The organism is Ruegeria sp. G10, from assembly GCF_056533645.1.
The window spans coordinates 310,499-331,125 of sequence record NZ_JBQFOQ010000001.1 but is presented as its reverse complement, the minus strand read 5'-3'; the positions used below and the strand labels follow the sequence as shown (position 1 = coordinate 331,125).

Sequence of the window (20,627 nt, the reverse complement as noted above, 5' to 3'; positions counted from 1 at the left end):
ATTAGGTTCGGAATGCAGATGGACAGCCTTGGTGACAGGATTTTGAACGGAGACCGCCGGGCGTTGGCCCGCGCCATCACGCTGGTCGAAAGCGGTCGCGCCGATCACCGCGAACAGGCGACGGCGTTGCTGGAGCAACTGGCGCGGGCCGAGAGACAGGCGCTGCGCATCGGGCTGTCGGGCACGCCGGGCGTCGGCAAATCCACCTTTATCGAAGCCTTCGGCATGATGCTGACCGGGCAGGGGCTGCGCGTCGCGGTTTTGGCGGTCGATCCCAGCTCAGCCCGTTCCGGCGGGTCCATTCTGGGCGACAAGACCCGGATGGAGCGCCTGAGCCGCGAGAAAAACGCCTTCATCCGCCCCTCTCCCAGCCAGAGCCACCTTGGCGGCGTCGCCCGCCGCACCCGCGAGGCCATCGCTTTGTGCGAGGCGGCGGGGTTCGACGTCGTGCTGATCGAAACCGTCGGTGTCGGCCAATCGGAAACCGTTGTGGCCGAGATGTCCGACCTGTTCCTGTTGCTGCTGGCCCCGGCGGGCGGCGATGAGTTGCAGGGCGTCAAGCGCGGCATCATGGAGATGGCGGATATGATCCTCATCAACAAGGCCGATGGCGACCTCAAAGCCACCGCCACCCGCACCTGCGCCGATTATGCCGGGGCGCTGCGCCTGCTGCGCAAACGCCCGCAGGACCCCGAAGGGTTCCCCAAGGCCATGACCGTCTCGGCGGTCGAAGAACACGGGCTGGAACAGGCTTGGGACGAGATGCAGGCGCTCAGCGCCGCGCGGCGCAAGGCCGGGCACTGGGACGCCAACCGGGCGCAGCAGGCGCAATACTGGTTCGAGCAAGAGGTCCGGCAGGCCCTGCTGGCGCGCCTTTCGGCCCCGCAGGCCCGCGCCGAGATGGAGCGTTTGGGAAGTGAGGTCACCACCGGACGGCTCAGCCCCTCGGCTGCCGCCGATCAGATGCTGCGCGCGCTGATGCCGGAACAGGCCTAGGTGTACCGGCCTGGCAACGGTTAACCCTCCGATTGTATCCCGGGCTGACCGGTGGCGAAAATCGTGATACGATAGGGCATTACACCCGCTGACCGAGTGTTCAGGAGCCGCCGCATATGCCCAATATCAACGGCACGAATGGCGATGACGATATTGAAGTCACAAATGACTCCGGCACCCTGAACGGGACGCCGCAAGGGTCTCCGATTGACAATATCAACGGGCAGGCGGGCGATGACACGATCACCGTCACCGGCAGCACCGTCACCGGCAGCATCCGCGGCAATCAGGATAACGACGATATCGTCATCACCAGCAGCACCGTCGGCGGCCTGATCGCCGGCGGCAGCGGCAGCGACACCGTGACGGTGCGCGGGTCCGACGTAGACAGTATTCGACTGGGCGGCGGCAACGACACGCTGAATTTTCAAAGCACCACGGTCAGCGGCGATCTGCGCGGCGGGGCGGGCACCGATACCCTGAACCTGCCGGTGGGGACGGTCGTCACCGACAACAACTTCGGCACCTTCACGGTCGAGGAAGGCGTCAGCTATTCCCTTTCGACCGGTTCGTTCACGCTGCCCTCGGGGTCGACCGTCAGCTATCGCTCGTTCGATGGCGGCGCAGGCATCCCCTGTTTTACCCGGGACACCCTGATTGCCACCGGACAGGGGCCCGCCCCGGTTCAGTCCCTGCGGGCCGGAGACCTGATTTCCACGCTGGGGCAGGGACCCCAGCCGATTCGCTGGATCGGTCGGCGGCGGTTCGAACGCGCCACGCTGCAGGCCAACCCCCGGCTCTGGCCGGTGCGCATTCTGGCTGGTACGCTGGGCCGGGGCCTGCCACAGCGCGATCTTCTGGTCTCGCGCCAGCACCGGATGCTGGTGCAGTCCAAGATCGCCCAACGCATGTTCGGGGCCGCCGAAGTGCTGATCCCCGCCATCAAACTGACCGCGCTGCCGGGGATTTATGTCGATGACACCGTCGACAGCGTCGAATATTTCCACCTGCTGTTCGACCGCCATCAGGTGATCTTTGCCGAAGATGCCCCCACCGAAAGCCTGTTCACCGGTCCCGAGGCGCTGAAATCGCTCAGCCCGGCGGCGCGGCAAGAGATTTTCGCCATTTTCCCCGAGTTGATGGATATGGATCACGCCGCCGACCCGGCCCGCCCGATCCCGCGCGGGCGGCTGCAGGCGCAGCTGATCTCGCGCCATTTGAAGAACAACAAACCCCTGTTGCAGGCCCCCGCGCCCTGCGCCAGAAAGGAATTCGACGGGCGCGCAAAGATTTCGCCGCAGCCGTCTTGACCCTTCGGGCGATTCCCACTACACGCATCCAACCAGTTTTCGGGCGCGACTTCGGGTTGCGCCCCTTGTGATTTGGCCGCGGGTCTTGTACCCGGCCTCCAGAAACAAAGGAAGAAACCATGTCGCGCCGTTGCGAACTGACCGGAAAAGGCCCGATGACTGGCAACAATGTCAGCCACGCCAAAAACAGAACTCGTCGTCGTTTTCTGCCCAACCTGAACGACGTAACCCTGCAGTCCGAGACTCTGGGCCGTGGCGTCAAGCTGCGCATCTCGGCCGCTGCCCTGCGCTCGGTCGACCACCGCGGTGGTCTGGACGCGTTCCTGGCCAAAGCCAAGGACGATGAGTTGTCGGCAAACGCCCTGAAAGTGAAAAAAGAGATCGCCAAGGCACAAGCCTCGGCCTAAGTCCTTTTCTCACCAGAGATTACGGCCCTGCACCTTCCGGTGCGGGGCCTTTTTCGTTGCTGTCATGACCCGATTGTTTGCAAGATCGCAATAAAAAGCACCTGTTTCGTGATGTTGTTCACGGATAACCTTCTGAATACTGCATATGTTCGTGCATATTCTTGTTGAGGGGGGTCCTCATGTCTTTCAAAGTTACGAATTTCCTGTTGCTCTTGCCATCCGCGATTGCGACCGCAGTATCCCGCTGCACCCGGATGCAGCGTCGTGTAAATCGTTTGCATACCGGGATGAACGCCAAGACGGTTAAGCCTCCGAAAGGCTGAGTCGGGCCACACTGTCTCAGCCCGGCCTTTCCGCTTGAAGTGGCATCGCTGCGGGGTGTATCCCACGGCTGAGATGACAGGCTTTTTCCGCACATTCCTGCCTTATGCACTGTCCCTGCTGGTGATCCTGACCGGGCAGGGGCTGGCCGTATCGCGTGGCGTGGACCGCGCGGTCGGGCAGATGGTGCTGTGCACCGGGACCGGGCCTGTCGTTGTCTATATGGATGAAGACGGCCAGCCGACCCGCGCGCCGCATTACTGTCCCGACTATGCGCTCAGCCTGTTGGGGGCAATTCATGAGGCACCCGCTGCGTTGCCTCTGGCCCCGTCTGTGGCTTTACCAGCCCCATTGTTGCGGGCGAATGACCTGATCGCCGCGCCGCTGCCGCGCCACCCGGCGCGTGCGCCACCGATCCTATTGTAACACTCATATCAAGGTTAATCAGACTGTTACGAAGGAGAGGTTAAAATGACCCTCAAATCCACCCTGCTTGCGACTCTCACGACTCTGGCTTTGACTTCGGGCGCGTTCGCTGCCGATGTCATCGTCGTCGAGGATCCCTATGCCCGCTCGGCAGGCAAACATGCCAAGGCCGGAGCCGCCTTTATGGTGATCGAAAACCAAGGCGATACCGATGACCGCCTGATCGGCGTGACCTCGGATGTGTCCGACCGGGTTGAATTGCACACCCACAAGGTTGACGAAAACGGCGTTGCCAAGATGATCCATGTCGAGGAAGGCTTTGCCATACCGGCCGGTCAGACCCACATGCTGAAGCGTGGTGGGGATCATGTGATGTTCATGGGGCTCAAAGCGCCGTTCGAACAAGGCGCGACCTTGCCGGTGACGCTGATTTTCGAGAACGCCGGAGAGGTAATGATTGAAATCCCCGTCGATCTTGAGCGTCAGGACAGCCACGGGCACTCGAACTGACGCCTGTCTTCGGGCTGCTCTGCAGCCCTCATCCATGCGTCAGGCCGGGCTTTGCCTGGCCTGTTGCCTTAGTGGTTGACGGTTTTCATACCCAACCGGTCGCCGGCCTTTTTGAACCGTGCCGCCAGAAAGAACATCACCACCGCCGAGGTCAGCGCAAAGAATGCTATCGCCCAACCCAGCGCCACCATGCCGCTGCCGGGCCAGAAGATCAGCACCAGCCCGATGATCAGCGCCACGATGCCGGAATTGCGCACCGTCGCGCGCTCGGGATCCTGCGGGTGCATCTGCGGCAGCGCCATGAAGGACCCAATGGCCACAAACAGCGCCATCGCCCCCATTAGCGTAAACGCCAGCCACGCCACCCCCTGTGGCCAGATCAGCAGCACCAGCCCGATCAGTGCCGTGCCGATGCCCACGCCTCCGATCAACCCGCGTCGCCCGAAGCCCAGCCATGTCAGCGCGCCATCAAGGATCAGCAGCACCCCCACCAGCCGCAGCAGAACCGCGATGCTGCCGGTCGGCCAGAACAGCGCCGCAATGCCGATCAGACCGGCCAGTATCCCGCGCAGCAAAAAAGTCCACCAAAGGCTGGCAAGATTGGTGCTGAGCGTATCGCGGGCATTGATGCTGGCATCATCAAGGATTTCTCCGTCTTGGGGCGGTAGATCAGTCATATCACTCACTCTTTTCGTGTTCTCAGCACCATAGACGGGAAACTGCGCTGCTGTCTGCCCCTATCGCGTGTCACCCTGCGCCAGCAGCCCGTCCACCCAGCGCGGCACCACTTCGGATGCAGGCCCCAGCAGGGCCTCGTCAAACATCGACGCCCCCGCCGAGGGTTCAAGGTTCAGCTCGACCGTCCGCGCGCCCACGGCTCGCGCCTCTTGCACGAAACCCGCCGCCGGATAGACCTGACCCGAGGTCCCGATCGAGGCAAACAGGCTGGCCTCTGTCAGATGGTCGAATATCTCATCCATGAAATAGGGCATCTCGCCAAACCACACCACGTCAGGCCGGGCCGAGGGCTTCTGACAGGCCGGGCAGCGCTCGCCCACTTGCATCTCGGGCGGTGAGGTCCAACGATGCCCGCAAGCCGCACACAAAGCCCCGGCCAGCGTGCCATGCATATGGATCACACGCGCGGCCCCTCCGGCCTCGTGCAGGCTGTCAACATTCTGGGTGACGATGATCACCTCGGCGGGCCAGTCCCGTTGCAGCCGCGCCAGCGCCCGATGCGCGGCGTTGGGCTGCGCCTTAGCCGCCTGCACCCGCCGCGCGTTGTAGAACCCATGCACCAAGGCCGGGTTGCGGGCAAAACCTTCGGGCGTGGCCACATCCTCGATCCGGTGCTGCGCCCACAGGCCGCCTTCGTCGCGGAACGTGCCCAGCCCGCTTTCGGCGGAAATCCCGGCCCCGGTTAGAATGACGATCTTTCCCATACTCGCCTCACGCGCTAGACCCATTGCCATGACACACCGTATCCTATTCGTCTGCCTCGGCAATTTCTGCCGCTCGCCCGCGGTTGAAGGCGCCTTCCGCGCCCGCGCCTCGCACCACGAGACCGACAGCGCCGGAACAGCGGGCTGGCATGTCGGAAAGCCGCCCTATGGCCCGATGCAGCAAGCTGCCCGCGCGCGCGACATCGACCTTGGCGACCTGCGCGCGCGTCAGTTCGTGGCGCAGGATTTCACCCGTTTCGACCTGATCATCGGCATGGATACCGACAACATCGCCGCAATCGAGGCCCTGCGCCCCGAGGGCAACGACACCCCCGTCCATCTGCTCACCGATTTCGCACTCCATACGGGCGCGGATCACGTCCCGGACCCTTACTACAGCCGAGATTTCGATGGGGCGTTGGATTTGATTGAAGAGGCAGTCGCCGGGTTGGAGGTGTATTTGGGGGCGGGAGTGCCTGGGGAGTGGGGCAGGTTGTAGGTTGTCTGATGACGGCTTTGAGCCCAAAGCAACGCGGTAGACGGTCACCGCTGCACGGCAGGTTTACTCATTCTTTCTAAACCTGATGTCGGAAAAAAGTGAACCTATCCACAAAGCGACAAGCAAGAATAGTGAACCGGAAAAAACAACACTGATAGTTGGCATGACCAAAAGACGCACAACATCATTTTCGAGAAAAGGTACAAAACAAACGAAAACAATGAATGTTATGGCAACCGTTATTGCGAGTCGGTTTTTTAGTTTCCCGTTCTTTGTGTGCTGCCAAAGCGGATGCAAATCTGTCTTCCTCGCGGTGCATAAAGTGTAAGGCGATCAAGTTAAGTCAGTTCATACCAATGGCATCCTACGACGGTCAACGGCAGCTTTGTCCGCAATGCCGAGCTTCGCTAAGCCGCATCCATAGCCGGCTAAGTAGCCCCCAGCAAAAACGGCCCCAAACTATCCCATCACCTTCAACTGCCCGCTCAGCCACGGCAACTGCGCCACCGCCGGATCAACGATCTGGCTCTGCATCAGCCGCCGGATCATGTCCGCCACCTCCTGCGGCACCTGATCGGACCAGTCGGTACGAGTGAACAGCGAGATCATCCGTGAAAACTCACCAAAGGGCGAAGGGTGAACCTCAATCCCGTCATGGAACCGGGCCGCGCGCATATAGCCCAGCGGTGTGGTGATCGCCCAGCCCAGCCCGCGCGCCACCATCGCCATCAGCGCAAGGTGCGAGCCGATCTCGAACCGTTCCTCGAACTCCAACTGCTGCCGCGCCAGATGTGCCTCGATCTGCCGGCTTATCAGCTGTTCGCGGGCGTAGCGCAGAAAGGGCAGGTGCTGCGTCGGCTGCTCTGCCCCTTTGGGCGCGACCAGAATGAAGGGATCCTGAACCAGAGGGTATTCGACCACCCCCTCCAGCACCTCGCCCGAATGGGCCGAGACCGCCAGATGCAGGCGCTGTTCCACCAGCGCCTCGAAAATCTCGAGGCTGGGCAGCGTGGTCAGCTTGAATTTCGACCGGGTCAGACTGTCGGCCAGCAAGGTTGCCAGACGCGGCGTCAGGTCATTGTCGAAATCGTCGATCAGCCCGATGGACAGCGTGGTCAGATGGCCCAGATCCATCACCGCCAGCTCGCTTTGGGCCACTTGCAACTCACCTAAAACCGCCTGCGTGCGCGCCAGAAAGCTGCGCCCGGCCTGCGTCAGCCGCATCGGCCGCCGCCCGTGATCCACCAGATCGGTGCCCAACGCCTTTTCCAGATTGCGCAGCTGTTGCGAAACCGAGGGCTGGCTGAGCCCCGTGATCTCGGCCGCCTGCGCCACCGATCCGGTCCGTGCCAGTGCCTCGAACACCTCAAGGCCCCGCAGGGTCAGCCCTTTCATCACCATCAGATACACCTTTCGCTGCGCCTTTTCTGAGGCGCAGCGGGCATCAGGTCAAGGATTGCGTCCGGCTTAGCTGCAGATCGCCTGCGCCATCTGGCCAAAGTTCTGATACCGATCCCAGAGCGCATCATCGCGCGCGGTCTGCGACATCTTCAACTGCTGCGCCTGATGGGGGTCTTCGAACCACTTCGACACGGTCTTCTGATCACTGCGCGTCAACGCCTGATCGGCCACCCGCTGAATGCAAGAACACCGATCCCGCGTCGCCGCCTCACGATCTGATGCCAAACACGCCTGCTTGATCTTGGCCGCTTCTGCAACCGGAGCAACCGCCGTCAGCGACGCCGCACAACATGCGATTAAGAGGAACTGTTTCATACTCGAGCCTCGTTTTTGCCTGCCCGGACGGGTCTTCTGCCCCTCTCGGTCTGCGCGGGAGTATGAATCAAAGTGGAATCGGGATCAATCGGGCGGTTCGAAAAAGTGATTGCATACTCATGAAACGCCACAATGTCCCAACTATTCGGCTTTCGTTTGCATGTAATGAGCCAGATTGATCATGTTCTTCCTGATGATGCCGCCGTGAAAGGTCTTTGCTTCTTCGGAGAGGCCGCCACTTTCAATGGGATTGAACAACTTGCCAGCTTCAACACACGAAACCACTTCTTCAAACAAAAGAAAATTGTCTTCTGGGGTTTCTCCTTCTTCTCCCAATTGGAGGCCAGTCGAATAAGTGATATACGCTGCCTCGACTAGCTGCATTCGAGCCTTGTTCACCTGCTTCTCAAGGGCTGCTTCGTTTTCGGTGGCGTTGGGGCGAAGGGACTCCCAGAATTTCGGAAATTCCGCGGCGAGCTGGCTGGTTGTTGCCTCGCAGTCTCTTTCCTCAACGATAACTTCTGCGTCCGACCAGAGCATCGGGCAGTCTGGGCCAAGTTTGATGCACGAGCGGAAGAACAGCTCTCGGCTCTTCTGATCGCCTGGCTTGCTTTGAACTGCGATTTTTAGCACCTCGGCAGCAGCTTCAGGTTGATCCAGCGCCAGCCTCAACCTTCCCAACTGCTGAGGCATCCAGTAATTTCGCGGGTATTCTGATGTTGGATACTGCTCCATCAATTGCGTGTAGTAGTCGTCCGCCTCGTCATATCGCTCAAGCTTGGTTAGAAGGCGAAACTTCCTGCGCACACTGTATTTCTTGGCAGGTTCGATAGCCAAAGACATTTCGATAGCTTCCAGCGCCGCCAGATCTTCGTTTAGCCCGTCAAGCGCGAAACTCTTGCCTTGCCAAGCCTCAAAGTTGTTTGCGTTCAGTTCGATAGCCCGATCGAAGTCGAGGATTGCTTCGTTCCACTTATCCAATCGATCCAGTGCATATCCACGATGTATATGAAGGGCGGCGAGCGTGTTTGAAGACGAAACTTCTGCGTCAATCAACTGCGTGCAGATATCAATGATCAAGTTCGGTTCTTGCTTGCGGTTCATGCACGGTTCAATAGCGCTGTAGTTATTGGCCGCCTGCGAACGCTCAAGTTTCTCGTGCACCACCCAGCCAATCGCCAAAGCCACAAAAACAAGAGCGATCAAACGTATGAGAATCCGGTTCTTTCCTTGCTTCAAAGTTTCAAGTCCATTTCATTGATCTGCCGCTAAGAATGCATTGTAGGCAACGGTTGGGGCGAACATCACTTTCCGGCAGAGTGCATTTCATCGATTTCTCGTCAAGAGAGATTTCGTTGGTGCCACGAGAAGGGTTCCAACATGCAACATTGACCGGGCTCATTAAGGTTGGACGCAGTTTCGGTTTGGCTGGTCTCGGTTAGTACTTGCTTAGCTGCGAGGATATTCTCGTGTACTTTCCTGCATTGACCAAACCACAAAATCTCTACATATCCCCAACCCATGACAGACCTCGCTCATATCCGCAATTTCTCCATCGTCGCGCATATCGACCATGGCAAATCCACCCTTGCTGACCGGCTCATCCAAGAGACCGGAACGGTCAAGGATCGCGACATGAAGGAACAGCTGCTCGACAGCATGGATATCGAGCGGGAACGCGGCATTACCATCAAGGCCAACACGGTCCGCATCGACTATACCGCCGACAATGGCGAGGCATACGTGCTGAACCTGATCGACACCCCCGGCCACGTGGACTTTGCCTATGAGGTCAGCCGGTCCATGCGCGCGGTCGAGGGCTCTCTGCTGGTTGTGGACTCGACCCAGGGGGTCGAGGCGCAGACGCTGGCGAATGTGTATCAGGCCATCGACGCCGATCATGAGATCGTGCCGGTGCTCAACAAGATCGACCTGCCCGCGTCCGACTGTGACCGCGTGGCCGAACAGATCGAGGATGTGATCGGCATCGACGCGACCGACGCCATTCAGGTCAGCGCCAAGACAGGGCAGGGCATCCACGAAACGCTGGAAGCCATCGTACAGCAACTGCCCGCGCCGCAGGGCAATCTGGACGCGCCGCTCAAGGCGATGCTGGTGGATTCGTGGTACGACGCCTATCTGGGCGTCATCGTTCTGGTTCGCATCATGGACGGGACGCTGAAAAAGGGGATGCGGGTCAAGTTCATGTCGAACAACACGCTGCACCATGTCGACCGCGTCGGTGTTTTCCGCCCTGAGATGGAGATGGTGGACTCGCTGGGCCCCGGTGAGATTGGCTTTCTCACCGCGTCGATCAAACAGGTCCGCGACACTCGCGTCGGTGACACCATCACCAATGATCGCAACGGCACCGAGGACGCTCTGGACGGCTTCAAACCCGCGCAGCCGGTGGTGTTCTGCGGTCTCTTCCCCGTCGACAGTTCCGAATTCGAAGACCTGCGCGATGCGATCGACAAACTGGCGCTGAACGACGCCTCATTCTCGTTCGAAATGGAAACCTCAGCCGCGCTGGGCTTTGGTTTCCGCTGCGGCTTCCTCGGGCTTTTGCACCTTGAGGTCATCCGCGACCGCATCGAACGCGAATATGATATCGAGCTCATCACCACCGCGCCGTCGGTGATCTATCACGTCTACATGAAAGACGGCGAAATGATCGAGTTGCACAACCCCGCCGACATGCCCGATCCGTCCAAGGTCGACCATATCGAGGAGCCGCGCATCAAGGCGACCATTCTGGTACCCGACGAATATCTGGGCGACGTGCTGAAACTCTGCCAGGACCGCCGCGGCATCCAGCTAGACCTGACCTATGCGGGGTCACGTGCGATGGTTGTGTACGACCTTCCCCTCAACGAAGTTGTGTTCGACTTCTATGATCGCCTGAAATCGGTAACAAAAGGTTACGCCAGCTTTGACTATCAGATGACCGGCTACACGCAGGATAATCTGGTCAAGATGTCGGTGCTGGTGAATGACGAACCCGTTGACGCCCTGTCAACCATGGTCCACCGCGACCGGGCCGAGATGCGGGGCCGCGCGATGTGCGAAAAGCTCAAGGACCTGATCCCGCGCCATATGTTCAAAATCCCGATCCAGGCCGCCATCGGAGGCAAGGTCATCGCCCGCGAGACCCTCTCGGCGCTGCGCAAGGACGTGACCGCGAAATGCTACGGAGGCGACGCCACGCGGAAACGCAAACTGCTGGACAAGCAGAAGGCGGGCAAGAAAAAGATGCGTCAGTTCGGGAAGGTGGATATCCCGCAGGAGGCGTTTATTAGCGCCTTAAAAATGGACAGCTAAAAAGCTGGCCATTTTTACGGCGGGTGGGCGAAAGCGGTTGGCGCAGCCAACTGCGTGCCCACAGGGTCTGGATTGATATTCAGACGAAAATCGAAATCAGATCGGTTTTGATTTCAATTATCGACCTTTTGTCAGCCATATCTTTCCGATTCTCAAAATCGTGCACGATATACGGCAAGCATTTCTGCATTCGTTCCGCAGATCGAGGTTTTTTGCATTGCAATCGAACCATACTCAGTTTTCTGAATCGAGCTCGCTCTCCCTCTGGAATTCGAGGCGCAATTCTCTTGAAATCCTTGTCGTGACTTACGAGCGTTGCCAGTGCGTCTTCCGCGACCGCAGCAACAACTTCATCTGGAGCTCCTGGCACCAATATTTCGCGTGTCCAAACAACTGTATGGTCATTCCCTTCGAGTACTTCCTGCACCGAGGCAGGAACATTTTCGTCAAGATAAAATAGCATTCAGATTAGGCCGCCCTTATTCCAAGCCAGTGTATTGCGGCATCAATGTCTTGTTTTGTAAGAGTTGGATAATCTTTGAGAATATCAGCTTGTGTCAGTCCTTCGTCAAAGTACTCTTTGACCATATCAATCGGGATTCTGGTGCCTTCAAATACCTCAGCCGCGCGCGCAACACTTCTGGCCTTAGTCTTGTGACCGGTGAGCTCAGTAGAGCGTATCCGAAGTTGCGCAGCCTCAGCCTTAACATCGGCGTTGACCTTTGGGATCGGAATGTGCGGTAGTGTCTCTTCGTCGGTATCCGAGTTTACGAAATTGCCCCGTTCGTTCTTGAAATAGACACGCTTCTTGTGCACGTACAGCTCTTCTTCTGCCCATGCCGATTGATCCATTTGGTATTTGTCCCGAACTCGGCGCAGATGTTGGAGCGGTACATCATAAACGTTTCTGAGCTCGCCGAGTACACGCAGGGCAACGACATCGTCAAAAGAATAAATCCGACTGAATGCGACACGCCTATTTTCGAAGGCAATTGATGGTTCAAAGAAATGGGTCTGGTCCCAATATCTAATTTGGTCCAGCGAAATGTGGGCAAGCCTAGCCGCTTGCTCGTCCGTAAAGACCTTTACCAGTCGATGAACAGTTTTCATGAGTTCGAAGTAATCACTAGTCAATTTGCATGCAAGAAAAACAGTCTAAAGCAACTGTAAGGTGAGGGAGTCGTGGCATCAAGTCACTAAGATATTGTGAGTTTTGATCCAATCCACCCGCCCGGCGGCACCGCCGGGCCGCGCCGACCCGCCCCAATGGGGCGGCGCGTTTGCGCCTCCCCTCGGGCCGGCGCTGCCCTCAGTTCTTTTGATCGAACGGCTTTGAAAGCCCGCTCTACGGGTGGATTGGTGGGTTTTTAACCCATCACCCACACTGTGACCCACCTCACAGCCCCAATCGCAGCCTCCTGCTAGACTTGACCCTACGGAACCCCGGCAGGAGGCCCTTATGTCCATGATCCCCATCATCGCCCTCGGATCGGCAGGTCTCTATTCCGTGGCCATGATCGCGATGAAGTTCTGGTGGAAAATTCCCGGCGTCGGCCTGACCCTTCTGATCGTTGCCACGTTGTTGGCGGCAGCGACGCTGGAACTCGCCGCGCTGCGCGAGGAACGGTTGGGCATCATCTATACCGGCATTCTGGGGGCCGAGGTGGTTCTCATCGCCATCGCTTCATTCTTTCTGTTCGGCGAGAATTTCTCGTATCGCGAGGGGATCGGTATCGGTCTGGTCATCCTCGGCACCGCGCTGGCCTGGGCCTGAGGCCCGCATTAACCCCACATGAACAATCCTTTAGAAAGCTTGTAAGCCCGGCGCGTCCTCCCAATCTGTTGACCAAGGCCAATGACGGCCATGATCTGAAGGAGGAAGACCATGACCAGATATATGACTGCCGGAGCAGCCGCTCTGGCCACGAGCCTCACCCTTGCGACGGCCGCGATTGCCGAAACCACGCCGGACCTGCGCGGCACATGGACGGGCAGCTATACCGCCGTCGGTCCGAACCGAACCACGACCGGGGACATCCCGCGGTTCAACGACGCCGAGTGGGTGCTGGATATTCAGAAACAGCAGGGCAACGTGTTCTGGGGGCCCAGCAAGTGGCGCTCGAACGCAACGCAGGACTGGCGGATGCTGGATGCCACCGGCACCATCAGCCTGGATGACCCGACCCGCATCAGCATTGTCGAAAGCTCGGCCAACCCCGAGATCGGCGTCAACGCCCTGATCGACGCCCGGTATCAGGACGGCAAGATCTATGCTGATTTCCGTAGCCTGCGTCGCGGAACGACCTACAGCACCGTTCTGGAACGTCAGGTGAACTGAAGCGTCTTCGGCCTGGTCGGATGTTAAAGGGGGTATTGCCGCTGAGCATTGAGACTGCGGCAGGAGTAGTAGGTACCCCGATCGGGTCGGAGCGCTTCTCATGACCAGAGGTCTCCACAGGGAGGCTTCGGACCGGGCGGCAACCGCGCCGCCCGCGACAGGGTCTGGTCCCGGTGAGTCGAGGATGCGGCGTTCCTCTGCTCGGGTGATCAGGCTCTCGCGGACCTTCAGCGCGGCGTCGCGCGCGGTGTGGTCTTGTGCGCCCGGTCCAAGTTCGTGTCGCTGTGCGATGACCTTCGGACGGCCGAACGAAACGGACCGGTTTTATTGTTGAACCACGCGAACGAAGCCTGCCGCAGCGCCGGCACGGCGATACCGCCGCGCCGCGTTTCGGTGATCTGGATCAGAGGTTTTCCTGCACTTCTGTCGCGGCGCCCTGGATGGCATCGCCTGCCTTTTCGATATCCTTGCCTGCCCCTTTTGCCGTTTCACAGGCGGTCAGAGCGAACAGGGCGAGGCCAATCATGAATGCGCGTGTCATTGGGTACTCCATCAGGGCTTGTTTTGCATTGCCTAGCAGCTTTCGGGACATGCGGCTACAGGTTTCGGCCTACCCAGATCATGGTCGAATAGCAGAGCAAAGCGGGAATGGATGAAGTGGTATATCCATAAGGCCCGAGTGCCCGTAATGCGGCGTATCAGTAAGTGAATCAGGCGGTTTTCACGTGGATGGTCTGAGCGCTCAATTGGCTTCGCGGTTGCAAAACAACTCATGAACCACTTCAAGCATGCGGACCGGACGATCATCGGCAAGGCGGTAGTAGATCGCCTTGCCTTCGCGGCGGGGTAAAACAAGCCCCTCCAGCCTCAGGCGTGAAAGTTGTTGCGAGACGGCGGCCTGACGGGCGGACAGCAAGTGTTCAAGTTCGGTCACCGACTTTTCGCCGGACACGAGGTGGCAGAGGATCATCAGACGCCCCTCGTGACTTATTGCCTTCAGAAAATTCGAAGCAGCGGTCGCATTTTCGACCATTTGGTCCAGATCGTTGGGCGACATATCCATCGTCATCTCGGAAAGAGCCATTTTTCTTGTTCCCTAGCAAGTCCAGACGCGCATGTTGGCAACAGGCTGCGATCTGCGCGCAGGCTTATGTAGCTACAGATTTTGCACATGATTTTCTATATGCATGGATCAAAATAGCGTGATGCGTTGAACACGAATACGCGCGTTTGATGTGATCGATTTGCCAGAGGGCGGCGGCCCATAAAGCCTCAGGTCCAGACGAACGCCCGCGCCCCCCTTGCGGCCCCCACGCGGCAGCACTAAGACTCGGGTAACTCTTCTTCGGGTAAGGTCCCGATCCATAGCAAAGCAGGCAGGTTTTCCATGTTCGATCCCGTTGACACATACATGAACACTCTGGTCCCCATGGTCGTCGAACAGACCAGCCGGGGTGAGCGTGCATACGACATCTTCTCGCGCCTTCTGAAAGAGCGGATCATTTTCATCAACGGCCCGATCCATGACGGGATGAGCCATCTGGTGGTGGCACAGCTACTGCATCTTGAGGCGGAAAATCCCAGCAAAGAGATCTCGATCTACATCAACTCGCCCGGTGGCGTGGTGACCAGCGGTTTGTCGATTTACGACACAATGCAGTATATCAAGCCGAAATGTTCCACATTGGTGATCGGTCAGGCAGCCTCGATGGGGTCGGTTCTGCTGGCCGGTGGGGAGAAAGGGATGCGCTTTTCGCTGCCCAACAGTCGCATCATGGTGCACCAGCCCAGCGGTGGCTATCAGGGTCAGGCGAGCGACATCATGATCCATGCGGCCGAGACCCAGAAGCTGAAAGATCGTTTGTACGATATCTATGTACGCCATACCGGGCAGACCAAAAAGGCTGTGGAAAAGGCTCTGGATCGCGACAATTTCATGAGTCCCGAAGAGGCCAAGGATTGGGGTCACATCGACGAGATCGTCGAAAACCGGGCCAAGATGGACGGCGACGAGGACTAAGTTCAAAACCCCGCGCTTATTGCGTGAGGGATGATTTTGCGATTGTAGCTGCCAGAACGCTGGCCTAAGCTGCAGGCATTGACGGCAAACGCGGCCCCTTGGGTGGGGTCGCCGAGACGGAGCCCGAGGGGTAAATCATGGCGACCAATTCAGGCGGTGACGGCAAAAACACGCTCTACTGCAGCTTCTGCGGCAAAAGCCAGCATGAAGTGCGTAAGCTGATCGCGGGCCCGACCGTGTTCATCTGTGACGAGTGTGTTGAGCTCTGCATGGATATCATCCGTGAAGAGACCAAGGCCAGCGGCCTGAAATCCTCGGATGGGGTGCCGACCCCCAAGGATATCTGCGAGGTGCTGGACGATTATGTGATCGGTCAGGCCACTGCCAAGCGGGTTCTGTCGGTTGCGGTGCACAATCATTACAAACGGCTCAATCATGCCCAGAAGGCAGGCAGCGATATTGAGCTGGCAAAATCCAACATCCTGCTGATCGGCCCGACCGGGTGCGGCAAGACATTGCTTGCACAGACGCTCGCGCGGATTCTGGATGTGCCGTTCACCATGGCGGATGCAACCACTCTGACCGAGGCGGGTTACGTGGGCGAGGATGTCGAGAATATCATTCTCAAGCTGCTGCAGGCGTCGGAGTACAACGTCGAACGCGCGCAGCGCGGCATCGTGTATATCGACGAGGTCGACAAGATCACGCGCAAGTCCGAAAACCCCTCGATCACGCGCGACGTGTCAGGGGAGGGCGTGCAGCAGGCGTTGCTGAAGCTGATGGAAGGCACCGTGGCCAGCGTTCCGCCGCAAGGCGGGCGCAAGCATCCGCAGCAGGAATTCCTGCAGGTGGATACCACAAACATTCTGTTCATCTGTGGTGGGGCCTTTGCGGGGCTCGACAAGATCATCGCGCAGCGCGGTAAGGGCTCGGCCATGGGCTTTGGTGCCGACGTACGGGATAATGACGAGCGTGGTGTTGGCGAGATTTTCAAGGAGCTCGAACCCGAAGATTTGCTGAAGTTTGGCCTGATACCGGAATTTGTCGGTCGCCTGCCAGTACTGGCAACACTCGAGGATCTGGATGAAGATGCGCTGGTCACTATCCTGACGAGTCCGAAGAACGCTCTGGTCAAGCAGTACCAACGCCTGTTCGAACTGGAAGATGCAGAATTGGCCTTTACCGATGACGCCCTGAAAGCCATCGCCAAGAAAGCCATTGAGCGCAAGACCGGCGCAAGGGGCCTGCGTTCGATCCTTGAGGACATATTGCTCGACACCATGTTTGAGTTGCCAGGGATGAAGAACGTGACGGAAGTCGTGGTCAATGAAGAGGCTGTGACATCCGAAGCCCAGCCCCTGATCATCTATGCGGACACCGCTGAGTCAGCCTCTGCCGGCTGAATGAGAGAGGTTCTGGACGCTTTGTGCGTTTCAGCGTTGCAAGAGGGGGCTCTGCCCCCGTCGCGACAAGTCGCGCCTCCCCCGGGATATTTATAGCCAGATGAAGAACAGATCCGCTGCTTCATCTGGCTATAAATATCCCGGAGCGCGAGGCAGAACCTCGCATCTGCGCTGGCCCATCACATAATCAGATTTGCCGAAGGGGGTTTTCATGACAATCAAGCGCATATCGTCCGGTGGTGAATTTGAATCCAAGGTTGGATACTGCCGGGCAGTTGTCGCCGGTGGCTGGGTGCACGTGTCGGGCACAGTCGGGCAGGGCGCTACCGCGCTGGAACAGTGTCGTTCGGCGCTGGATACCATTGGCAAAGCACTGTCAGAGGCTGGTGCTTCGTTTTCAGATGTGGTGCGCATCACGTATATGCTGCCGGATCGTCAGGAATTTGAAGCGTGCTGGCCTTTGCTTGCTGAGACCTTCGGAGTAAATCCGCCAGCGGCGACGATGATTGAATGCGGTTTGATTGATCCAAAATACCTGATCGAAATCGAAGTGACCGCGATTTTGCCGGATTGACGCAGGCAGGTGCCCAGGCACTGGACCTTGGCGCGCCTTTGGTCCATATCTGCGAGAAGAGAAATGCCGGAGGCAGCCGATGGGAATCCTGAACAGTCTTTTGCGGGCCGTGACCTGGTGGAACGGGGCCACCCTGAACACACAGATTTACACCGCGCGCAAGGGCGTCAAAGTCGGCGAAGACAACGAAGGCAACGTGTTTTACCGAAATGCCGACGACAGCAAACGCTGGGTGATATTCAATGGTGAGGCCGAGGCCAGCCGAGTAGACCCGGACTGGCATGGCTGGCTACACCGTACATGGGATGAGCCGCCGACCGATAAGCCTCTGCCGCATAAGTCGTGGGAAAAGCCTCATCAGGAGAACCTGACCGGAAGTGCTCTGGCTTACACGCCTGCAGGATCGCTGCGGCGGCCCGACCCGGTTGACCGCAACGACTACGAGGCGTGGACCCCGGAATAGGCGAGGCCAGTATGTCTACTCACACCAAGACCGAAGTCATTGTCGGCGGGGTCGTGCTGGCCTGCGCCGTGGCGTTCGGCGTCTATGCCAGCCAATCCACGGGCCTGTCGCAGAACCGCGCCGGGTATGAGCTTGGCGCATCGTTCCGGTCGCTTGAGGGTGTTGGTGTTGGCACCGATGTGCGCCTTGCCGGCGTGAAGATCGGCACGGTGACCGGCGTTACGCTGAACTCTGACACCTATCGCGCGGATACGCAGTTTTCCGTGGCGGATGGAATTCTCATCCCGGATGATAGTGCGATCGTGATCTCATCCGAAGGCCTGTTGGGTGGCAATTTTGTCGAAGTGATGCCCGGTGGCTCTCCGTTCTATTTCGAGCCGGGGGATGAGATTGAGGATACGCAAGGTGCGGTCAGCCTGATCTCGTTGCTGGTGAAGTTCGTAGCCGGGGATGGCGGCGAATGATACGGGCCGCTTTGATGGTGCTGCTCTTGTCGGGCAGTATCGCTGCAGCTCAGCAGAAAGTGGAATCTGGACCGGGGGCGATGCTGCGCGGGCTGGACAAGGTCAGCGGGCAGACCGTTGATGTCGAGGTTCAGAACGGGCGGACGGCAGCGGTGTTCGGGCTGGATGTGGCCCTGGGCGATTGCCGCTATCCGGCTGAGAACCCGACGGGTGACGCGTTTGCCTATTTGACGATCTGGGAGCAGGGCAAGGCGCAGCAGTTGTTTGATGGCTGGATGATCGCGACCTCGCCCGCGTTGAACGCTCTGGATCATGCGCGCTACGATGTCTGGGTGATCCGCTGTATGACGCCCTGAGGGCTCTGCTGCAGATCAGCGGTGAAATCGGCGCTGACCTCAAGGGCCTGTTGCAATTCTCGATGATAAGCGGCGCGTGGGATTTCGATGGCCCCTAGCGAGGCCAGATGGGCCGTCAGAAACTGCGTATCGAACAGGGCAAAGCCGGTCTGCCGCAAACGGTCCACCAAATAGGCCAGCGCGATCTTCGATGCGTCAGTCCGGCGTGAGAACATGCTTTCGCCGAAGAAGGCCGCACCCAGAACCACGCCGTAGACCCCTCCGATCAGTGCCTCGCCCTCCCAAATCTCAAGCGAATGGGCGTGGCCAGACTGATGCAGGTCCTGATACAGGCGGCGTAGTTCGGGGTTGATCCAGGTGTCTGCCCGGTCGGCGCAGCCATCGACGACGCCAGCAAAGTCCTGATTGATAGTGATGTCGAACCCGCAGGTTCGCAGACGACGTGCAAGGCTGCGCGAGATATGAAAGCCGTCCAGCGGGAACACGCCCCGGAACTTTGGATCGACCCAGAACAGCTCGGGGTCGTCGCGGTGTTCGGCCATCGGAAAAATGCCGATGGAGTAGCCATGCAGCAGAAGTTCGGGGGATAGGCTCATGCTGGGTGCCCCGGGATCGGAAGGCCGCAGCCCTCCGATCCCATGCGTTTATTGGGCCATGTTCTCCGCAAGCCAGTGCTCCAGCCAGTGGATGTTATAGTCGCCGCTGTGCAGATCGGGTTCCTGCAGAAGCGCGTGGAACAGCGGCACGGTGGTATCGATGCCGTCGACAATCAACTCGCCCAGCGCTCGTTCCAGACGGGCCAGCGCCTCGGTCCGGTCGCGGCCCTGCACGATGAGTTTGGCAATCAGCGAGTCGTAGTAAGGCGGGATCGAGTATCCGTCATAAAGCGCTGAATCCATCCGCACGCCTAGACCACCCGGTGCGTGATATGCGGTGATTTTGCCGGGGCAGGGTGAGAAGTTGGGCAGTTTTTCCGCGTTGATCCGAACCTCGATAGCGTGGCCATTGATCTCAAGATCATCCTGGCCAAAGGACATCTTTTCGCCTGCGGCGACGCGGATTTGTTCGCGCACCAGATCGACGCCGAAGATGCCCTCGGTGACGGGGTGTTCGACCTGCAGGCGAGTGTTCATCTCGATGAAATAGAACTCGCCGTTCTCATACAGGAACTCGATGGTGCCCGCGCCGATATAGTTGATCTTGGCGACCGCATCGGCGCAGATCTTGCCGATCTTGGCGCGTTCTTCGGGGGTGATGCAGGGGCCGGGGGCCTCTTCAAAGACCTTCTGGTGACGACGCTGAAGCGAGCAGTCGCGCTCGCCCAGATGAACCGCCTTGCCCTTGCCGTCGCCAAAGACCTGAATCTCGATGTGGCGCGGCGTGGTCAGGTATTTCTCGATATAGACCTCATCGTTGCCAAAGGCAGCTTTGCCCTCGGCCCGCGCGGTCATGAAGGCGCTTTCCATCTCATCAGCGCTTTGCGCGACTTTCATGCCGCGCCCGCCACCGCCGGCGGTGGCCTTGATGATGACGGGATAGCCGAACTCTTCGCCGATGCGCTTGGCGTCGGCCAGTGTCGGCACCCCGCCGTCCGAGCCGGGCACGCAGGGCACACCCAGTTCTTTCATCGTGTCTTTGGCGGTGATCTTGTCACCCATCACGCGGATATGTTCGGCGGTGGGGCCAATGAAGGTGATGCCGTGGTCTTCGACGATCTGCACAAACTCGGCATTTTCAGACAAGAAGCCATAGCCCGGGTGAATCGCCTGCGCGCCGGTGATTTCACAGGCCGAGATGATAGCAGGCACCGACAGATAGCTCTGCGGGCTGGGCGGAGGGCCGATGCAGACCGATTCGTCCGCCATGCGCACATGCATCGCGTCGCTGTCGGCAGTCGAATGCACGGCAACCGTCTTGATCCCCATCTCGCGGGCTGCACGGATCACGCGCAGGGCAATCTCGCCTCGGTTGGCAATCAGGATTTTGTCGAACATGGGCCCG

The 20,627-nt window shown here is 59.0% G+C and carries 26 protein-coding genes; 15 read left to right on the top strand and 11 right to left on the bottom strand.

Annotated elements, in window-relative coordinates:
* The first annotated feature begins 12 nt into the window (after positions 1–12).
* From meaB to ACR0KM_RS01615, 5 genes are all read left to right on the top strand, one after another.
* Positions 13–996, top strand: a complete 984-nt coding sequence (gene meaB / locus ACR0KM_RS01635; RefSeq protein ID WP_480819439.1) for a methylmalonyl Co-A mutase-associated GTPase MeaB — start codon at positions 13–15, stop codon at positions 994–996.
* A 116-nt stretch (positions 997–1,112) separates the two neighbouring features.
* Positions 1,113–2,306: a Hint domain-containing protein gene (locus tag ACR0KM_RS01630; RefSeq protein ID WP_480856978.1), complete on the top strand. Its 1,194-nt coding sequence runs from the start codon at positions 1,113–1,115 to the stop codon at positions 2,304–2,306.
* Positions 2,307–2,425: 119 nt separating this feature from the next.
* A complete protein-coding gene (gene rpmB / locus ACR0KM_RS01625; protein ID WP_008756960.1) occupies positions 2,426–2,713 on the top strand; it encodes a 50S ribosomal protein L28 in 288 nt (95 codons plus the stop codon).
* 396 nt (positions 2,714–3,109) lie between these two features.
* Positions 3,110–3,460 carry a hypothetical protein gene (locus ACR0KM_RS01620; RefSeq protein WP_480856980.1) on the top strand — a complete coding sequence of 117 codons (351 nt, stop codon included), beginning with the start codon at positions 3,110–3,112 and terminating at the stop codon, positions 3,458–3,460.
* Between the two features lie 45 nt (positions 3,461–3,505).
* Positions 3,506–3,970: a copper chaperone PCu(A)C gene (locus tag ACR0KM_RS01615; RefSeq protein WP_480856983.1), complete on the top strand. Its 465-nt coding sequence runs from the start codon at positions 3,506–3,508 to the stop codon at positions 3,968–3,970.
* Between the two features lie 68 nt (positions 3,971–4,038).
* On the opposite strand, the gene ACR0KM_RS01610 is transcribed toward ACR0KM_RS01615, so the two are convergent.
* Positions 4,039–4,647 carry an HdeD family acid-resistance protein gene (locus tag ACR0KM_RS01610; RefSeq protein ID WP_480856985.1) on the bottom strand — a complete coding sequence of 203 codons (609 nt, stop codon included), beginning with the start codon at positions 4,645–4,647 and terminating at the stop codon, positions 4,039–4,041.
* A 60-nt stretch (positions 4,648–4,707) separates the two neighbouring features.
* Complete coding sequence (locus tag ACR0KM_RS01605; RefSeq protein ID WP_480856987.1) at positions 4,708–5,412, bottom strand: NAD-dependent deacylase; 705 nt, start codon at positions 5,410–5,412, stop codon at positions 4,708–4,710.
* 28 nt (positions 5,413–5,440) lie between these two features.
* Here ACR0KM_RS01605 and ACR0KM_RS01600 point away from each other — a divergent pair, with 28 nt between their 5' ends.
* Positions 5,441–5,911, top strand: a complete 471-nt coding sequence (locus ACR0KM_RS01600; protein ID WP_480856989.1) for a low molecular weight protein-tyrosine-phosphatase — start codon at positions 5,441–5,443, stop codon at positions 5,909–5,911.
* A 459-nt stretch (positions 5,912–6,370) separates the two neighbouring features.
* On the opposite strand, the gene ACR0KM_RS01595 is transcribed toward ACR0KM_RS01600, so the two are convergent.
* From ACR0KM_RS01595 to ACR0KM_RS01585, 3 genes are all read right to left on the bottom strand, one after another.
* Complete coding sequence (locus tag ACR0KM_RS01595) at positions 6,371–7,312, bottom strand: LysR family transcriptional regulator (RefSeq protein ID WP_480856991.1); 942 nt, start codon at positions 7,310–7,312, stop codon at positions 6,371–6,373.
* A 66-nt stretch (positions 7,313–7,378) separates the two neighbouring features.
* Positions 7,379–7,687, bottom strand: coding sequence for a hypothetical protein (locus ACR0KM_RS01590; protein WP_480856993.1), 309 nt, complete (start codon positions 7,685–7,687; stop codon positions 7,379–7,381).
* Between the two features lie 141 nt (positions 7,688–7,828).
* A complete protein-coding gene (locus ACR0KM_RS01585) occupies positions 7,829–8,926 on the bottom strand; it encodes a tetratricopeptide repeat protein (RefSeq protein WP_480856995.1) in 1,098 nt (365 codons plus the stop codon).
* 282 nt (positions 8,927–9,208) lie between these two features.
* Here ACR0KM_RS01585 and lepA point away from each other — a divergent pair, with 282 nt between their 5' ends.
* Positions 9,209–11,008 (top strand): translation elongation factor 4, encoded by a 1,800-nt coding sequence (gene lepA, locus ACR0KM_RS01580; protein WP_480856996.1) that lies wholly within the window; start codon positions 9,209–9,211, stop codon positions 11,006–11,008.
* A gap of 79 nt (positions 11,009–11,087) precedes the next feature.
* Here the strand turns inward: lepA and ACR0KM_RS01575 are convergent, their stop codons facing one another.
* Both ACR0KM_RS01575 and ACR0KM_RS01570 read right to left on the bottom strand, forming a co-directional pair.
* Positions 11,088–11,471 carry a DUF5615 family PIN-like protein gene (locus ACR0KM_RS01575; RefSeq protein ID WP_480546379.1) on the bottom strand — a complete coding sequence of 128 codons (384 nt, stop codon included), beginning with the start codon at positions 11,469–11,471 and terminating at the stop codon, positions 11,088–11,090.
* Positions 11,472–11,476: 5 nt separating this feature from the next.
* Positions 11,477–12,118 (bottom strand): DUF433 domain-containing protein, encoded by a 642-nt coding sequence (locus tag ACR0KM_RS01570; protein ID WP_480856998.1) that lies wholly within the window; start codon positions 12,116–12,118, stop codon positions 11,477–11,479.
* 349 nt (positions 12,119–12,467) lie between these two features.
* On the opposite strand from ACR0KM_RS01570, the gene ACR0KM_RS01565 reads away from it, so the two are divergent.
* Positions 12,468–12,782 (top strand): hypothetical protein, encoded by a 315-nt coding sequence (locus tag ACR0KM_RS01565; protein ID WP_480819450.1) that lies wholly within the window; start codon positions 12,468–12,470, stop codon positions 12,780–12,782.
* 111 nt (positions 12,783–12,893) lie between these two features.
* Positions 12,894–13,346 (top strand): hypothetical protein, encoded by a 453-nt coding sequence (locus tag ACR0KM_RS01560; RefSeq protein ID WP_480857000.1) that lies wholly within the window; start codon positions 12,894–12,896, stop codon positions 13,344–13,346.
* Positions 13,347–13,749: 403 nt separating this feature from the next.
* On the opposite strand, the gene ACR0KM_RS01555 is transcribed toward ACR0KM_RS01560, so the two are convergent.
* Both ACR0KM_RS01555 and ACR0KM_RS01550 read right to left on the bottom strand, forming a co-directional pair.
* On the bottom strand, positions 13,750–13,887 hold the full coding sequence (locus ACR0KM_RS01555; protein WP_480819452.1) for an entericidin A/B family lipoprotein: 138 nt from the start codon (positions 13,885–13,887) through the stop codon (positions 13,750–13,752).
* Between the two features lie 201 nt (positions 13,888–14,088).
* The gene (locus ACR0KM_RS01550; RefSeq protein WP_480819453.1) at positions 14,089–14,430 is read right to left on the bottom strand and encodes an ArsR/SmtB family transcription factor; all 342 of its coding nucleotides are present in this window, start codon (positions 14,428–14,430) and stop codon (positions 14,089–14,091) included.
* 303 nt (positions 14,431–14,733) lie between these two features.
* On the opposite strand from ACR0KM_RS01550, the gene ACR0KM_RS01545 reads away from it, so the two are divergent.
* The 6 genes from ACR0KM_RS01545 to ACR0KM_RS01520 all read left to right on the top strand — a co-directional run bounded on the left by ACR0KM_RS01545 (position 14,734) and on the right by ACR0KM_RS01520 (position 18,626).
* A complete protein-coding gene (locus ACR0KM_RS01545; RefSeq protein WP_480469244.1) occupies positions 14,734–15,366 on the top strand; it encodes an ATP-dependent Clp protease proteolytic subunit in 633 nt (210 codons plus the stop codon).
* 137 nt (positions 15,367–15,503) lie between these two features.
* The gene (gene clpX / locus ACR0KM_RS01540) at positions 15,504–16,769 is read left to right on the top strand and encodes an ATP-dependent Clp protease ATP-binding subunit ClpX (RefSeq protein WP_480819454.1); all 1,266 of its coding nucleotides are present in this window, start codon (positions 15,504–15,506) and stop codon (positions 16,767–16,769) included.
* 211 nt (positions 16,770–16,980) lie between these two features.
* Positions 16,981–17,343 (top strand): RidA family protein, encoded by a 363-nt coding sequence (locus ACR0KM_RS01535; RefSeq protein ID WP_480857002.1) that lies wholly within the window; start codon positions 16,981–16,983, stop codon positions 17,341–17,343.
* Between the two features lie 79 nt (positions 17,344–17,422).
* Positions 17,423–17,806 carry an NADH:ubiquinone oxidoreductase subunit NDUFA12 gene (locus tag ACR0KM_RS01530; RefSeq protein ID WP_480857004.1) on the top strand — a complete coding sequence of 128 codons (384 nt, stop codon included), beginning with the start codon at positions 17,423–17,425 and terminating at the stop codon, positions 17,804–17,806.
* 11 nt (positions 17,807–17,817) lie between these two features.
* Entirely contained in the window at positions 17,818–18,270 is a 453-nt protein-coding gene (gene mlaD / locus ACR0KM_RS01525) for an outer membrane lipid asymmetry maintenance protein MlaD (RefSeq protein ID WP_480819457.1), read from the top strand.
* Positions 18,267–18,626: a DUF2155 domain-containing protein gene (locus tag ACR0KM_RS01520; protein ID WP_480857006.1), complete on the top strand. Its 360-nt coding sequence runs from the start codon at positions 18,267–18,269 to the stop codon at positions 18,624–18,626. The genes mlaD and ACR0KM_RS01520 overlap by 4 nt, the downstream gene beginning before the upstream one ends.
* Here the strand turns inward: ACR0KM_RS01520 and aat are convergent.
* Both aat and accC read right to left on the bottom strand, forming a co-directional pair.
* Positions 18,590–19,222 (bottom strand): leucyl/phenylalanyl-tRNA--protein transferase, encoded by a 633-nt coding sequence (gene aat / locus ACR0KM_RS01515; RefSeq protein WP_480857007.1) that lies wholly within the window; start codon positions 19,220–19,222, stop codon positions 18,590–18,592. The genes ACR0KM_RS01520 and aat overlap by 37 nt on opposite strands.
* Before the next feature lie 48 nt (positions 19,223–19,270).
* Positions 19,271–20,620, bottom strand: a complete 1,350-nt coding sequence (gene accC, locus ACR0KM_RS01510; RefSeq protein WP_480857008.1) for an acetyl-CoA carboxylase biotin carboxylase subunit — start codon at positions 20,618–20,620, stop codon at positions 19,271–19,273.
* Positions 20,621–20,627 lie beyond the last annotated feature (7 nt).

Coding starts and splice junctions, on each gene's coding strand:
- ACR0KM_RS01570 (WP_480856998.1), bottom strand. CDS start 12,118: ATGAAAACTGTTCATCGACTGGTAAAGGTCTTTACGGACGAGCAAGCG.
- meaB (WP_480819439.1), top strand. CDS start 13: ATGCAGATGGACAGCCTTGGTGACAGGATTTTGAACGGAGACCGCCGG.
- ACR0KM_RS01605 (WP_480856987.1), bottom strand. CDS start 5,412: ATGGGAAAGATCGTCATTCTAACCGGGGCCGGGATTTCCGCCGAAAGC.
- ACR0KM_RS01550 (WP_480819453.1), bottom strand. CDS start 14,430: ATGGCTCTTTCCGAGATGACGATGGATATGTCGCCCAACGATCTGGAC.
- rpmB (WP_008756960.1), top strand. CDS start 2,426: ATGTCGCGCCGTTGCGAACTGACCGGAAAAGGCCCGATGACTGGCAAC.
- ACR0KM_RS01545 (WP_480469244.1), top strand. CDS start 14,734: ATGTTCGATCCCGTTGACACATACATGAACACTCTGGTCCCCATGGTC.
- ACR0KM_RS01530 (WP_480857004.1), top strand. CDS start 17,423: ATGGGAATCCTGAACAGTCTTTTGCGGGCCGTGACCTGGTGGAACGGG.
- accC (WP_480857008.1), bottom strand. CDS start 20,620: ATGTTCGACAAAATCCTGATTGCCAACCGAGGCGAGATTGCCCTGCGC.
- ACR0KM_RS01520 (WP_480857006.1), top strand. CDS start 18,267: ATGATACGGGCCGCTTTGATGGTGCTGCTCTTGTCGGGCAGTATCGCT.
- ACR0KM_RS01590 (WP_480856993.1), bottom strand. CDS start 7,687: ATGAAACAGTTCCTCTTAATCGCATGTTGTGCGGCGTCGCTGACGGCG.
- ACR0KM_RS01575 (WP_480546379.1), bottom strand. CDS start 11,471: ATGCTATTTTATCTTGACGAAAATGTTCCTGCCTCGGTGCAGGAAGTA.
- ACR0KM_RS01555 (WP_480819452.1), bottom strand. CDS start 13,887: ATGACACGCGCATTCATGATTGGCCTCGCCCTGTTCGCTCTGACCGCC.
- ACR0KM_RS01620 (WP_480856980.1), top strand. CDS start 3,110: ATGACAGGCTTTTTCCGCACATTCCTGCCTTATGCACTGTCCCTGCTG.
- ACR0KM_RS01595 (WP_480856991.1), bottom strand. CDS start 7,312: ATGGTGATGAAAGGGCTGACCCTGCGGGGCCTTGAGGTGTTCGAGGCA.
- ACR0KM_RS01560 (WP_480857000.1), top strand. CDS start 12,894: ATGACCAGATATATGACTGCCGGAGCAGCCGCTCTGGCCACGAGCCTC.
- ACR0KM_RS01565 (WP_480819450.1), top strand. CDS start 12,468: ATGTCCATGATCCCCATCATCGCCCTCGGATCGGCAGGTCTCTATTCC.
- mlaD (WP_480819457.1), top strand. CDS start 17,818: ATGTCTACTCACACCAAGACCGAAGTCATTGTCGGCGGGGTCGTGCTG.
- ACR0KM_RS01600 (WP_480856989.1), top strand. CDS start 5,441: ATGACACACCGTATCCTATTCGTCTGCCTCGGCAATTTCTGCCGCTCG.
- ACR0KM_RS01535 (WP_480857002.1), top strand. CDS start 16,981: ATGACAATCAAGCGCATATCGTCCGGTGGTGAATTTGAATCCAAGGTT.
- ACR0KM_RS01610 (WP_480856985.1), bottom strand. CDS start 4,647: ATGACTGATCTACCGCCCCAAGACGGAGAAATCCTTGATGATGCCAGC.
- ACR0KM_RS01615 (WP_480856983.1), top strand. CDS start 3,506: ATGACCCTCAAATCCACCCTGCTTGCGACTCTCACGACTCTGGCTTTG.
- ACR0KM_RS01630 (WP_480856978.1), top strand. CDS start 1,113: ATGCCCAATATCAACGGCACGAATGGCGATGACGATATTGAAGTCACA.
- aat (WP_480857007.1), bottom strand. CDS start 19,222: ATGAGCCTATCCCCCGAACTTCTGCTGCATGGCTACTCCATCGGCATT.
- lepA (WP_480856996.1), top strand. CDS start 9,209: ATGACAGACCTCGCTCATATCCGCAATTTCTCCATCGTCGCGCATATC.
- clpX (WP_480819454.1), top strand. CDS start 15,504: ATGGCGACCAATTCAGGCGGTGACGGCAAAAACACGCTCTACTGCAGC.